12 protein-coding genes are annotated in these 12,498 nt (G+C 67.9%); 2 read left to right on the top strand and 10 right to left on the bottom strand.

Annotated features, from left to right (window positions below; genetic code table 11):
- Positions 1–66: 66 nt before the first annotated feature.
- Positions 67–834 (top strand): tRNA pseudouridine(38-40) synthase TruA, encoded by a 768-nt coding sequence (truA, locus tag CRO50_RS16695; RefSeq protein WP_097147073.1) that lies wholly within the window; start codon positions 67–69, stop codon positions 832–834.
- Positions 835–1,028: 194 nt separating this feature from the next.
- A complete protein-coding gene (locus tag CRO50_RS16690) occupies positions 1,029–1,985 on the top strand; it encodes an isopenicillin N synthase family dioxygenase (RefSeq protein ID WP_097147072.1) in 957 nt (318 codons plus the stop codon).
- Between the two features lie 124 nt (positions 1,986–2,109).
- Here the strand turns inward: CRO50_RS16690 and CRO50_RS16685 are convergent, their stop codons facing one another.
- From CRO50_RS16685 to CRO50_RS16640, 10 genes are all read right to left on the bottom strand, one after another.
- Entirely contained in the window at positions 2,110–3,327 is a 1,218-nt protein-coding gene (locus tag CRO50_RS16685) for a DegT/DnrJ/EryC1/StrS family aminotransferase (RefSeq protein ID WP_097147071.1), read from the bottom strand.
- Between the two features lie 280 nt (positions 3,328–3,607).
- On the bottom strand, positions 3,608–4,981 hold the full coding sequence (locus CRO50_RS16680; protein ID WP_097147070.1) for a glutamine synthetase family protein: 1,374 nt from the start codon (positions 4,979–4,981) through the stop codon (positions 3,608–3,610).
- On the bottom strand, positions 4,978–5,658 hold the full coding sequence (locus CRO50_RS16675) for a type 1 glutamine amidotransferase (protein WP_097147069.1): 681 nt from the start codon (positions 5,656–5,658) through the stop codon (positions 4,978–4,980). Before CRO50_RS16675 ends, CRO50_RS16680 begins: the two co-directional genes overlap by 4 nt.
- 123 nt (positions 5,659–5,781) lie before the next feature.
- A complete protein-coding gene (locus CRO50_RS16670) occupies positions 5,782–7,098 on the bottom strand; it encodes a glutamine synthetase family protein (protein WP_097147068.1) in 1,317 nt (438 codons plus the stop codon).
- Positions 7,099–7,346: 248 nt separating this feature from the next.
- On the bottom strand, positions 7,347–8,186 hold the full coding sequence (locus CRO50_RS16665; RefSeq protein WP_097147233.1) for an ABC transporter permease: 840 nt from the start codon (positions 8,184–8,186) through the stop codon (positions 7,347–7,349).
- The gene (locus CRO50_RS16660; RefSeq protein WP_097147067.1) at positions 8,186–9,073 is read right to left on the bottom strand and encodes an ABC transporter permease; all 888 of its coding nucleotides are present in this window, start codon (positions 9,071–9,073) and stop codon (positions 8,186–8,188) included. The genes CRO50_RS16665 and CRO50_RS16660 overlap by 1 nt, the downstream gene beginning before the upstream one ends.
- Positions 9,074–9,208: 135 nt before the next feature.
- Positions 9,209–9,928 carry a transporter substrate-binding domain-containing protein gene (locus CRO50_RS16655; protein WP_097147066.1) on the bottom strand — a complete coding sequence of 240 codons (720 nt, stop codon included), beginning with the start codon at positions 9,926–9,928 and terminating at the stop codon, positions 9,209–9,211.
- 82 nt (positions 9,929–10,010) lie between these two features.
- Positions 10,011–10,802 carry an ABC transporter ATP-binding protein gene (locus tag CRO50_RS16650; RefSeq protein ID WP_097147232.1) on the bottom strand — a complete coding sequence of 264 codons (792 nt, stop codon included), beginning with the start codon at positions 10,800–10,802 and terminating at the stop codon, positions 10,011–10,013.
- A gap of 88 nt (positions 10,803–10,890) precedes the next feature.
- On the bottom strand, positions 10,891–11,649 hold the full coding sequence (locus CRO50_RS16645) for a phosphate/phosphite/phosphonate ABC transporter substrate-binding protein (protein WP_157791700.1): 759 nt from the start codon (positions 11,647–11,649) through the stop codon (positions 10,891–10,893).
- Between the two features lie 225 nt (positions 11,650–11,874).
- Positions 11,875–12,375 (bottom strand): tellurite resistance TerB family protein, encoded by a 501-nt coding sequence (locus CRO50_RS16640; protein WP_097147064.1) that lies wholly within the window; start codon positions 12,373–12,375, stop codon positions 11,875–11,877.
- Positions 12,376–12,498 lie beyond the last annotated feature (123 nt).

Below are 12,498 nucleotides of genomic sequence, written 5' to 3'. Positions count from 1 at the left end.
TTTCCCACGCCGGAGCGCGGCGCTCCGGCTTGCCGAAGGCGCGCCCGATGGGATAAGCCGCGCCCCATGCCCAGGTATGCTTTGCAGGTCGAATACAACGGAGCCCCCTTTGCCGGTTGGCAGAGGCAGGCCGACGTGCCCTCCGTGCAGGGGGCCATCGAGGCGGCGCTGGCCAGGCTGCAGCCGGGCGAACACACGATCGCCGCCGCCGGGCGCACCGATGCAGGTGTCCATGCGACGGCGCAGGTGGCCCATTGCGATCTCACCCGCGACTGGGACCCGTTCCGCCTGTCCGAGGCGCTGAACTACCACCTGAAGCCGCAACCGGTGGCGATCCGCGCCTGCGCACGGGTGGCCGACGACTGGCATGCGCGGTTCTCGGCCGGCGAGCGGCGCTATCTCTTCCGGCTGCTGATGCGGCGGGCCCCTGCCACCTTCGAGGCCGGTCTGGTCTGGCAGGTGAAGCAGGCGCTGGACGTGGAGGCGATGCGGGCGGGGGCGGCCTTCCTCGTGGGGCATCACGACTTCACCACCTTCCGCAGCTCGATCTGCCAGGCGGCAAGCCCGGTGAAGACCCTGGACGAGATCCGCATCGAGCCCATCGAGGGGCCCTCGGGGCCCGAGCTGCGCTTCCACCTCAGGGCGCGCAGTTTCCTGCACAACCAGGTGCGTTCCATCGTCGGCACGCTGGAGCGCGTCGGCGCCGGGGCCTGGGCGCCCGAGCAGGTGCGCGATGCGCTCGAGGCGCGGGATCGTGCGGCCTGCGGGCCGGTCTGTCCGCCGGATGGTCTTTACCTGGCCGGGGTGGGCTACGCGGACGATCCCTTCGCCTGACGCCTGACGCCTGACGCCAGGCGGCGCGCGAGGCCGTGGCCTCGACGCCCCGCCCGCCGTCCCGCAGCTTTGCCGATAGGCCTGCCTCGGGCTTGGGCCTTGCCCCGGCCTGCGGGGCCGCATCGTGCCGGTGCGGATTGACAGCGCGGCCGCATCGTCGGAGCGTCTGGGCGAACTTCCGAAGGAGCCCTCCCATGTCCGATCAGCCCGCCTTTCCCATTCTCGACCTCGCGGCCTTCGCCCGCGCCGATGCCGCCGGCCGGGCCGCCATCGGGGCCGAGCTGGACCGGACCTGCCGCGAGACGGGCTTCCTGGCGGTCGGCAACCACGGTGTGCCCGATGCGGTGATCGAGGGCCTCTGGAGCAAGCTGACCGACTTCTTCGACCAGAGCCCGGAGGTGAAGCACGCGCTGGCCCCGGCACCCGGTGCGCCCTATGGCTACCTGGGCCCCGGCACCGAGGCGCTGGCCAGGTCGCGCGGTGAAGAGACCCCGCCGGACCTGAAGGAGAGCTTCAACGGCGGCCCGCTGGCGGTGCCGCCGGGCGAGACCGACCCCGACGCGCTGGCCTTCTGCTATGCGCCGACCCCCTGGCCCGAGGCTCCGCAGGGCTTCCGCGAGGCCTGGGAGGCCTATTACCGCGAGATGGAGCGCCTGGCCGCGCGCATCATGCAGGCCTTCGCCGTGGCCCTGGGCCTGCCGGAAGATCATTTCGAAAGCGTCATCGACCAGCCGATCTCGGCGCTCAGGGCGCTGAACTACCCGGCGCAGGACCGCCCGCCCGAGACCGGGCAGCTGCGCGCCGGGGCGCATACGGACTACGGCTCTTTGACCATCCTGCTGCCGGAGCCGGGCTCGCGGGGGCTCGAGATCCTGACGCCGGAAGGAGACTGGCGCGCCGTGCCGCCGGTGCCCGGTGCCTTCGTGATCAATATCGGTGACCTGATGACGCTGTGGACCGGCGGCCGCTGGGTCTCGACCCTGCACCGCGTGGTGACGCCGCCCGAATGGGCGGCGCGGCGGCGGATGTCGCTGGCCTTCTTCCACCAGCCGAACTGGCATGCGGAGGTGAAGCCCCTTGCGGGCGAGGGCGGCGAGACCGTGACCTCGGGGCCCTACCTGATGGGGAAATTCGCCGCCGCCAACGGGTGAGGCCGGAGGCAGGGCGAGGTCCCGGCCTCGCCGCTCCGCCCGCCCTCCCGATGAGGATATCGAACGAGAAACGGGCCCGCGTCGACGGGCCCGTTTGCCTTGATCAGGTGATCTTGGTGCCGGCTTACTCGGCGGCGTGGGTGACGTCTTCGCCCATCACATCCTCTGCCGCGCCGGTCAGCGCCTGGGCGATGAGATCGCATTCGGCCAGGGTCAGGCGCGCGGGCAGGCGGCAGTCGCAGGCGCGCATCAGCATGGTGCGGGTCTGGGGCAGCTCGGGCAGGTCCTTGATGAACTGCCAGTTCCAGAAGGCGCGGGCATTGTCGGTGGACATGCCGAAGACCTGCACCTTGATGCCACGGCGCGCCGCCGCCTGCTGGAAGGCCAGGGTCTGGGCGTCAGACAGACCGACCAGGTTGAACTGCAGCGAGTCGGGTGCGCGCTCTTCGGGCGCCAGCTTGGCGGGCACCTCGATCCAGGGGCTGGCCGAGATGGCGGCGGCGGTGTGGTCGTGGTTGCGGCGGCCATCACGTACCCGGCGCGGGACCTCGGGGATCTGGGCGCGGATCAGCGTGGCCGAGAGGTTCGACAGGCGCAGGTTGTAGAGCGGCAGCTGGTTCTGCCAGCGCTCCAGCGCTTCGACGAGGTCGTTGGAGTTCTCTCCGTGGCGCGCCTTGTGCTTCTTCCACATGTGCTCATAGGCGCCGGACATGATGATGGCGCGGGCCACCAGGTCGGCGTCATCGGTGATCAGGATGCCGCCCTCGCCGGAGTTCAGCAGCTTGTAGCTTTGGAACGAGAAACAGCCGATGCGGCCGATGGTGCCGATGTTGCGCCCATGCCAGGTGGTGCCCAGGCTGTGCGCGGCGTCCTCGATCACCGGGATGCCGGCCTCGTCGCAGAGCGCCATGATGGCATCTATGTCCGAGGTATGGCCGCGCATGTGGGAGATGATCACCGCCTGGCAGGAGGGCAGCTTGGCGGCAAAATCCGCCATGTCGATGCGGTAGTTCGCGCCGACCTCGCAGAGCACCGGCTGGCAATCCGCATGAACGACGGAAGAGGGCACGGCGGCGAAGGTGAAGCCGGGGATCAGCACGCGTGCGTCACGCGGCAGGTCCAGCGCCTTCAGCGACAGGAAGAGCGCGGCCGAGCAGGAAGAGACCGCCAGGGCGTACTTCGTGCCCATCATCTCGGCGAATTCGGTTTCCAGCAGGGTGACCGGGGCGTTCTCGGGGGCGGTGTAGCGGAAGAGATCACCGGAAGAGAGCAGACGTTCGACCTCGGCGCGGGCGGCCTCGGGGATCGGTTCGGCGTCGTAGACATTCGGCGGCAGGGTCATGATCTTCGGCTTTCCTGAAACTCTCTTTCGGGAAACCTAACGGAAGAGGCGGCGCGGGCAAAGTGAAAAGTATGTAACTGAGGGCCGGGTGGAGGAGGGGGCTCTGCCCCCCGCCTGCGGCTCCCCCCGCAGTATTTCTGGCCATCGGATGGGGGGATGCGGCCCTTTCCCTATCCGATGGCCGAAAATACTGCCGCCGGAGGCTCGGGCCGCAGGCCCGAAACGACACGGGCCCCCGCCAGTGCGGCGGAGGCCCGTTCGTGCGCCGGTGGAACCCGGATCAGACGTTCAGCAGCAGGTGCTCGCGTTCCCAGGGGGAGATGACCGAGAGGAATTCCTCGTATTCCGTGCGTTTTACCACCGAATAGACGCGCAGGAACTCGGGGCCCAGGACCTCGGCCAGCGCCGTGGCGCCCTCCATCGTGTCCAGCGCCTCGCCCAGGGTGCGGGGGAAGTCGCCCTCGCCCTCGTAGGCATCACCGCGGAATTGCTTCTCGGCGCGCTCTTCGTTCATCAGGCCGAGGTAGCCCGCGGCAAGAGAGGCGGCGATGCCGAGGTAGGGGTTGCAGTCCATGCCCGCCACGCGGTTCTCGACCCGGCGCGCATCGGGGCCCGAGATCGGCACCCGGATGCCCGTGGTGCGGTTGTCGCGGCCCCATTCCAGGTTGATGGGCGCGGCGTGGTCCTTCACGTAGCGGCGGTAGGAGTTCACGTAGGGGGCCAGCAGCGGGATACATTCCGGCAGGTGCTTCTGCAGGCCGCCGATGAAGTAGTAGAAGGCATCCGTCTCGCCGCCCTGGGGGCCGGTGAAGATGTTCTTGCCGGTCTCGATATCCAGCACCGAGTGGTGGATATGCATCGCCGAGCCGGGCTCGTCGCTGATCGGCTTGGCCATGAAGGTGGCGAAGCAATCGTGGCGCAGGGCCGCTTCGCGGATCAGGCGCTTGAAATAGAAGACCTCGTCCGCCAGCTTCACCGGGTTGCCGTGGCGCAGGTTGATTTCCAGCTGCCCGGCACCGCCTTCCTGGGTGATGCCGTCGATCTCGAAGCCCTGGGCCTCGGCGAAGTCGTAGATGTCGTCGATCACCGGGCCGAATTCATCGACGGCGGTCATCGAATAGGCCTGCCGGGCGGCGGCGGGGCGGCCCGAGCGGCCCATCATCGGAGAGATCGGCTTGGCCGGGTCGACGTTGCGGGCGACCAGGTAGAATTCCATCTCGGGGGCGACGACCGGCTTCCAGCCCTGTTCCTCGTAGAGCTTGCAGACGCGCTTGAGCACGTTGCGGGGCGAGAAGGGAATGGGCTGGCCCTTGCGGTCATAGGCGTCGTGGATCACCTGCAGCGTCCAGTCGCCGGTCCAGGGCGCGGCGGTGGCGGTCGAGAGATCGGGCTCCAGGATCATGTCGGGCTCGATGAAGCCCTCTTCGCCGGCGGCGTCGGACCAATCGCCGGTGATGGTCTGGAAGAAGATCGAATTCGGCAGGTGGAAGTTCTTCTGCCGGGCAAATTTCGACGCCGGCACGGCCTTGCCGCGCGCGATGCCGGGGACATCGGCGATGATGCATTCCACCTCGTCGAGGCGGCGGTTCTCCAGGTAGGCGCGGGCGGCCTCGGGGAGGTTGTCGGTCCAGTTCTTGGGGATGTCGCCGCTCATGCGGGAGTTCCTTTCAGCACCGCCGCGATGCGGGCGGCCTCGTCCAGTTCGGTTGTCGGCGTTTCGAGGCGCTGGGTGGCATCCTCGATCAGGTAGGCGGGCACCACGCCGGGGGCGCGGGTTTCCAGCAGGATCTCGATGGCGCGGGCGCCGTATTCGGGATGCGGCTGGATGGTATAGACATGGTCGCCATAGGCCAGCGCCGCATATTGGCAGAAGGGCGAGGAGGCCAGGACCCGCGCGCCGGGCGGCAGCATCGTCACCTGGTCCTGGTGCCAGGCGTTGAGCGTCTTGCTGCCCGCCTCGCCGGTATAGCGGGTGGCACCGACGGACCAGCCGCCGGAGAATTTCTCGACATGGCCGCCAAGCGCCTGGGCGATGATCTGGTGGCCGAAGCAGACACCCACCAGGGGCACCCCCTCGGCGTAGATCTGGCGGATCAGGTCCTCGAGCGGGGGAATCCAGGCGTGCTCTTCATAGGCCCCGTGGCGCGAGCCGGTGATGATCCAGCCGTCGCAGCTGCGCGCCCCTTCCGGGAAGATCCCGTCCACCACTGCGTAGGTCTCGTAGGTAAAGTCGTTGCCCGCGAGAAGCTGCTCGAAGAAACCGGGGTAATCCCCCATGTCATCAAGCATTTTCTCGGGCGCATGTCCGGTCTGGAGGATGCCGATTTTCATGAAACACCGTCTGTTGCACCGCGAAGGTAATGGAGCCCGTGCGAGGCGGCAAGAGGCCCGCGCAGATATCGCGCCCGCCGGCCGCGATGCCTGCGGCGGGAGCGGTTTCGGGCAGGATGGGGGTCAGACCGTCTCGAGGTAGACCTTCCAGTGTTCCTCTTCCGGCAGCTCCGCCAGGCGGCGGATCTCCTGCCGCTTGGTCATGGCGTAGTTGCAGATCAGCTCGGGCGTGAAGATGCGCTTGATCATCGGATCGGTCTCGAAGCGCTCCAGCGCGCTGGCCCAGTCGGGCATGACGCCGGGCAGGTCCAGCTCGTAGGCATTGCCGGTGATGGGCGCGGGGGGCTGCAAGCCGTCCTCGATGCCGACCAGCGCCGAGCCGAGGATGGTGGCCAGCACCAGGTAGGGGTTGATGTCGCCACAGGCCACGCGGTGCTCGATCCGCCGCGCCTTGGCCGGCCCCGAGGGGATGCGGATGGCGGCGGTGCGGTTCTCGTAGGCCCAGCAGGCGCCCGTGGGGGCGTGGGCGCCGGGGGTGAAGCGCTCGTAGCTGTTGCCGTGGGGCGCCCAGACCAGGGTGCCGGGGGCAAGGCCGGCAAGACAGCCGGCGACGGCGTTCTTCAGCAGCGGCGTGCCCTCGGGGCCGCCATTGTCGAAGATGTTGTCGCCGTTCTCGTCCAGCACCGAGAAATGCACATGCATCCCGCTGCCCGCGTCATTGGGGAAGGGCTTGGCCATGAAGGTGGCCGCCATGTCGTGCTTGCGTGCCATGCCGCGCACCATGGCCTTGAAGAGCCAGGCGTCGTCGGCGGCCGCCATGGCGTCGCGGTGATCGAGGTTGATCTCGAACTGGCCCAGCCCGGCCTCGGAGGAGGCGCTGTCGGCGGGGATCTCCATGGCGTCACAGGCGTCGTAGAGATCGGTCAGGAAGCTGTCGAAGGCATCCAGCTGGCGGATCGACAGGATGGCATTGCCGAAAACGGGGCGCCCCGAGATCGGGTTCTGCGGCGCCGAGAGCTGGTGTCCGGTGTCGTCGACCAGGTAGAACTCCATCTCAACGGCGGCCTGCACGGACCAGCCGCGTTCGGCGTAGCGGTCGAGCACGGCGCGCAGGGCGTGGCGGGGGTCGCCGGCGAAGGGGGTGCCGTCATCGTGGAACATCCACATGGGCACCAGCGCCGAGGGGCTGTCGAGCCAGGGCATGGGCACCGGCCCGTGTTCGGTGGGTTTCAGCACCCCGTCCTCGTCGCCGGTCTCGAAGACCAGCGGGCTGTCCTCGATATCCGCGCCCCAGATATCGACGTTGAGCACCGAGAGCGGCATGCGGGCGCCTTCGGTGCCCAGTTTGTCGTAGGAGGCCACCGGCACTCGTTTGCCGCGCATCTGCCCGTTGAGATCTGCTGCCGCCACCCGGAAGGTGCGGTATTGCCCGAAGTTCATCGAAACCCCTCGTGGCCGGTAGGCCACCATCGAAATATGATCAAATCACGGGTATTGTGACCCATCTGCCCCCAGAGCGGAAGTGAGAAAATGATCAAATTTAATCGCTGACCACCAGAAGCAGGGGGGCATCCATCGCGTTTGCCCAAAATATGCCCGCGCCGAGGCGCTGCGGGCAAGGGGCTGGCGTCCGGCCCCTTGCGGCCTGTGCGCCTCGGGCATCCCCGGCCCCTGCGGGGACAGGCACTTCAGCGCACGATCTGGGGGCGCGGCCGCAGGCGGGTCCTCTGGTTCGAGGGCAGGTGCCGGTTCAGGCGCCGGTAGATCGCCCCGTAGATGAAGACCACGGCCAGGGTCAGCAGGATGAAGTACATCGCCAGGATGGGGTAGGGGATGAAGGGGTTGAAGGTCTTCGAGGCGAAGTAATCCGCGTAGTAGAGCGCATCGCCCTTCTGCTGCCGCGCCGGGAAGGAACTGAAGTAGACCAGCGTCGTGGCGTGGAAGAGGAAGATCGCCTCGTTGGTATAGGCGGGCCAGGCCAGGCGCAGCATGGTCGGGAAGGTGATGCGGCGGAACTTCTTCCAGCCCGAGAACCCATAGGCATCCGCCGCCTCGAGGTCCCCTTTCGGCACCGAGCGCAGGCCGCCGAGGAAGATCTCTCCGGCGTAGGCGGTGGTGTTGAGGAACAGGGTGACCAGCGCGCCGCCCCAGGCACGGGTCAGCCAGGAGGTCTCGGCGGTGAAGGAGACCACCCCGAGGTTGATCGGGATGCCCTCGCGCGGGAGCTGGGTGAAGAGCGCGTAGAAGAAGAAGAACTGGATGAAGAGCGGCGAGCCGCGGAAGATGAAGATGAACCACTCGGCCGGCTTGCGCAGCATCCAGTTGTCGGAGTTGCGCGCCAGGGCCATGCCGATCGCGGCCCAGAAGCCCAGCAGGAGAGCGCCGAGACCGAAGTAGAGGTTCCAGATCATGCCCGAGCCGATCAGCACGAACTGGTCGCAGAGCGTGAAATCCGAGCGCGGCAGCAGCCGCTCGCCGAGGCCGATGGCGCGCAGCCCGTAGGCCTGGATGGTGTCGATGCAGCTCATCATGCCTGGGCTCCCTTGCGGGCTTCATTCATGCCATGCGCCGTGGCCTGGCCGCGCGACAGGCGGCGGGTGAGGCGGGCGAAGCCCACCTCGGAAAGCTTGGTCACCAGCAGGTAGAAGACCAGCAGCGCCAGGAAGTACCAGATCCGCCAGTCAGGGTGCGGATAGCTGTAGGCCGAGGTCTTGGAGCCGCCGAGCTCCCTGGCCCAGTAGACCACGTCCTCGACCCCCAGCAGGAAGAGCAGCGGGGTGGCCTTGATGAGGATCATCCAGAGGTTCGACAGGCCGGGCAGGGCATAGGTCCACATCTGCGGCACCAGCACCCGCCGGGTGACCTGGCCGCGGGTCATGCCATAGGCCTCGGCGGTCTCGAGCTGGGCGCGGGGCACGGCGTTCATCGCGCCCGACAGCACGAAGGCCGCGAAGGCGCCGAAGACGAAGGCGAAGGCGATGATGGCCAGGGCCACGCCGTAAAGCTCGTGCCAGATCTGCGGGGTGGAGGAGAGCGGGAACTTGGCCTCGGAGCAGACGACGAAATCGCTGCCCTGGCGGATCGCATCTGTCCAGTCGGGGCATTTCGCCTTGTGGCGCAGGTATTCCAGGCCCTGGTCGAGCGCCAGCGGCACGAAGAGGAAGAAGGCGATGTCGGGCACGCCGCGCACCAGCGAGGTATAGCCGCGGCCCAGCCAGCGCAGCGGCGCCAGGTGAGAGCGCGTGGCCAGGGCGCCCAGGAAGCCCACGCCGAGCGCGATGGGCGCGGTAATGAGCATCAGCACGATGACCACCAGGAAGCTCTGGTAGAACATCATGTGCTTGGGCGTCGTCAGGTAGCAACTCAGCCAGCGGCCTCCTTCGAGGAGGTCGGGATCGGCGCAGAAGTCGAACAAGGCGATCCTCCTGGGGGCTTGGCGGTGGTGGGTCCGGGGGTGTGAGGCGGGGGGCGGGGCTTGCCCCGCCCCCCGCCGGTCTCTCGGGTGCCGGGGGCAAGCCCCCGGCGGTGGGGCCATGGGGCCCCGGAGCCCTTAGTAGGTGCCGGTGCCTTCGCCGAAGTACTCGTCGAGCAGGGTGTTCAGGGTGCCGTCTTCCTTCATCGAGGTGATGGCCGCGTCGAACTTGGCCTTCAGCTCGGTGTCGGATTCACGCAGGCCCATGCCGACGCCGCCGCCGAGGGGCACTTCTTCGCCCACGACCATCAGCTCACCGCTTTCGGTGTAGGGTAGCAGGAAGTCCTTGTCGGCGAAGACCGCATCGGCTTCACCGTTCTGCACGGCGGCGATGGTCTCGTCGGGGGTGGCGAATTCCAGCAGGGTGGCGCCGGTCTCGGCCACGTAGCCGGCCTGGATGGTGCCGGTCTGGGCTGCGACAACGCCGCCTTCCAGGTCCACGCCGTCCTCGAGCGCGATGTAGATCGAGCCGGTGGGCGGGTAGTAGTCCTGGGTGAAGTCGATGACTTCGTCACGCTCGGCGGTGATCGACATGCCGGCGATGATGGTGTCGTAGTTGCCCGAGACCAGGTTCGGGATGATCGAATCCCAATCGTTGATGACCCATTCGCAGGTCAGGCCGGCGCGCTCGCAAAGCTCGTTGCCGAGGTCGATTTCGAAGCCTTCGACCTCGCCGCTGTCGCCGATCATGTTGTACGGAGGGTACTGGCCCTCGGTGCCCATGCGGATCACGTCCTGAGCCAGGGCGCCGGAGGCGGTAAGCGCCAGAAGCGCGGTGCTGAGGATAATCTTGTTCATTGGATCTCTCCCGGTGAAGTGTCAGGCGGTCTGGCCGCCACTGAGAACCGGCCCGGTTTGCCCGAGCTCGGAAAGGCTGAAGTCAGCTGCCCTGTGCCGCAAGGTCGCTGGTGGTGGCGCTGAGGAACTGGCGCAGACGCTCGGTCTTGGGCGCGCCGAAGAGCTCGGCCGGCGGGCCCTGCTCGATCAGGTTGCCCTGGTGCAGGAAGACCACCTGGTCCGACACGTCGGCCGCGAGGCGCATGTCATGGGTGACCAGCAGCATGGTGCGGCCCTCGGCTGCGAGGTCCTTGATCACCTTGACGACTTCCTGTTCCAGCTCGGGATCGAGCGCCGAGGTCGGCTCGTCGAAGAGCAGCGCCTCGGGTTCCATGCAGAGGGCGCGGGCGATGGCCGCGCGCTGCTGCTGGCCGCCGGAAAGCTGCGCCGGCCAGGCGTCGGCCTTGTCGCCGATGCCGACCTTTTCCAGATAGGCGCGTGCCTTGGGTTCGACCTCGGCGCGGTCGCGGCCCATGACGGTCAGCGGCGCTTCCATGACGTTCTGCAGGATCGTCATGTGGGACCAGAGGTTGAACTGCTGGAAGACCATGGAAAGGTTGGTGCGGATGCGCAGCACCTGCTTGGCATCGCCCGGACGGCGGTGGTGCCCCTCGCCTTTCCAGCGCACCGCCTCGCCCTTGAACAGCACTTCGCCCTGCTGGCTGTCTTCCAGCAGGTTGGCGCAGCGCAGAAGCGTCGACTTGCCCGAGCCCGAGGACCCGATGAGCGAGATCACATCGCCCCTGTGGGCCGTCAGAGAGACGCCCTTGAGCACTTCGAGCGCGCCATAGGCCTTGTGAAGATCTCGGATTTCTATGACCGGCGGGTTCTGGATCACATGTCCCCCTGGGCGCCTTTTCCTTGGATTGAAGGGGATTAGGACTCGAAACCGCGGGGGAAATCAACACGTGTGATGAATGACTTCACGACACCGCGACCTTCTCTGGGGCCGGTGGCAGCGGAACGGCGAAATATTCGGCTTCCGAGAGGGGGATCAGGCGGGTGATGCCGAAGGCGCGCGCCTGGTCCGGGCGGATTCCCTCGAGCGCGGAGGAGAGCGCGCGGGCCAGGGGCTGCGGATCGCGGGCCCTGGCGGTGATGATCGGATGCGCCGGGGTGGGCCGGGTGCGGTCCAGCACGCGCAGCTGCGCGGCGGTGCTATCCCCTTCAGAGCACATGAGATTCCAGGTCACCATGTCGATTGCCGCCAGATCCGCCAGTCCCCGGGCGACGGCCTGGGCCGAGGCCCTGTGCGCGCCGGTGAAACGCAGCCGCCCGAGGGGCACGCCAGCGCGCGCGAAATGGTCGGCCAGCGCGGCCCAGCCGGACTGGCTGAGGGGCTCATTGGCGGCGGCGGGACGGCCTGCGAGCTCTTCCAGGTGCCGCGCCGGGTCGTCGCGGCGCACCACGATGACAGAGCGATAGTGACCGGGCGGCGTGTCGGGCAGGGCGGGGTCGGTGGTGCCGACGTAGCCCACACGTTGCTTCAGTCGGCTGCGGAAGGGCAGGCCGCAGGTCTGGCCGATCAGCAGGTCGGGGCTTTCCCAGAGCGTGAAGAGGTCAGGGGCGTCCTGCGTCAGCCTCTGCGGGCCATGGCCCAGGGCGGCGCGGGTCTGATGCCAGAGCTCCTGCAGCGGGGCGCGGGTGAGCGGGCCCAGATACATGGGAAAGGTCGCGATCATTGCCGTGCCCGCGGTCGGGTCTGTCCGGTCTTGCGTCATCTTCACCCCGTTCCCTGAATTAAGGCCCCCGAGTTGCGGTCCCAAGGGACCGAATGCCAAGTGTTGGCCTGTCGTCCAAGCAGAAACTGGCCCCGCGGCCAGGGCACCTTGGCTTGGGCCGGGGCGGTGCCGCTCCGCGATGCATGAACGGGCGCCGAAGGGCGGGGCCGGTCGCGCGGTCGCGTCTCAGCTCCAGGGGCCGGGGGCCTTGGCGGCGGGGGCCTCGCCTGCGTCATCCGCGCGCGAGGCGGCCTTGTCCCTGGCTTGCAGCCGGGCGCGGTGGCTGTCCTGGTCGGTGATCCCCAGAAGCGAGGTGACAAGGCGCAGCAGGGCATCCTCTTCGGGATCGCGGGTGCCATCGGCCATCACCACCTCCCAGAGCGCGCGCACCACCTCGAGACGGTTCTCGTAGGGCACGGCGTCCTTGATGGCGCGGGTGAAGCGCACGGTATCGGGGGCCTCGCCCTCGAGCGCCTCGGCCTGCTGTTGCAGACCCTCTGCCTCGGTCGTGTCGAGGCCATAGCGGGTCATCAGGATGCGATGGATGGTCCGGCGTTCGCCGGCATCATAGGTGCCGTCGGCGCGGGCCACGCGCACCAGCAGGGACGACAGGGCAAGTCTTGCATCGCCTTCACCCAGCGGAGCGGGTCGGGGCGCGGTGAGGCGGGAGAGGAAGTCAGCGAACATGGACCCCGTATAATCTGCGCGACAGGGGCCGCCAATGCGGTTATTATCATGGGTAAGGTCATTGTGACCCCCCGTTACGGGGGGCGTTGAGGGATTTTGTATTTGTAACCGGGTAATGTCCCG

The organism is Pseudooceanicola antarcticus, assembly GCF_900215355.1.
Taxonomy (GTDB): Bacteria; Pseudomonadota; Alphaproteobacteria; order Rhodobacterales; family Rhodobacteraceae; genus Pseudooceanicola; species Pseudooceanicola antarcticus.
The sequence above is the reverse complement of the archived record's forward strand: the minus strand, read 5'-3'. Positions and strand labels throughout refer to the sequence as shown.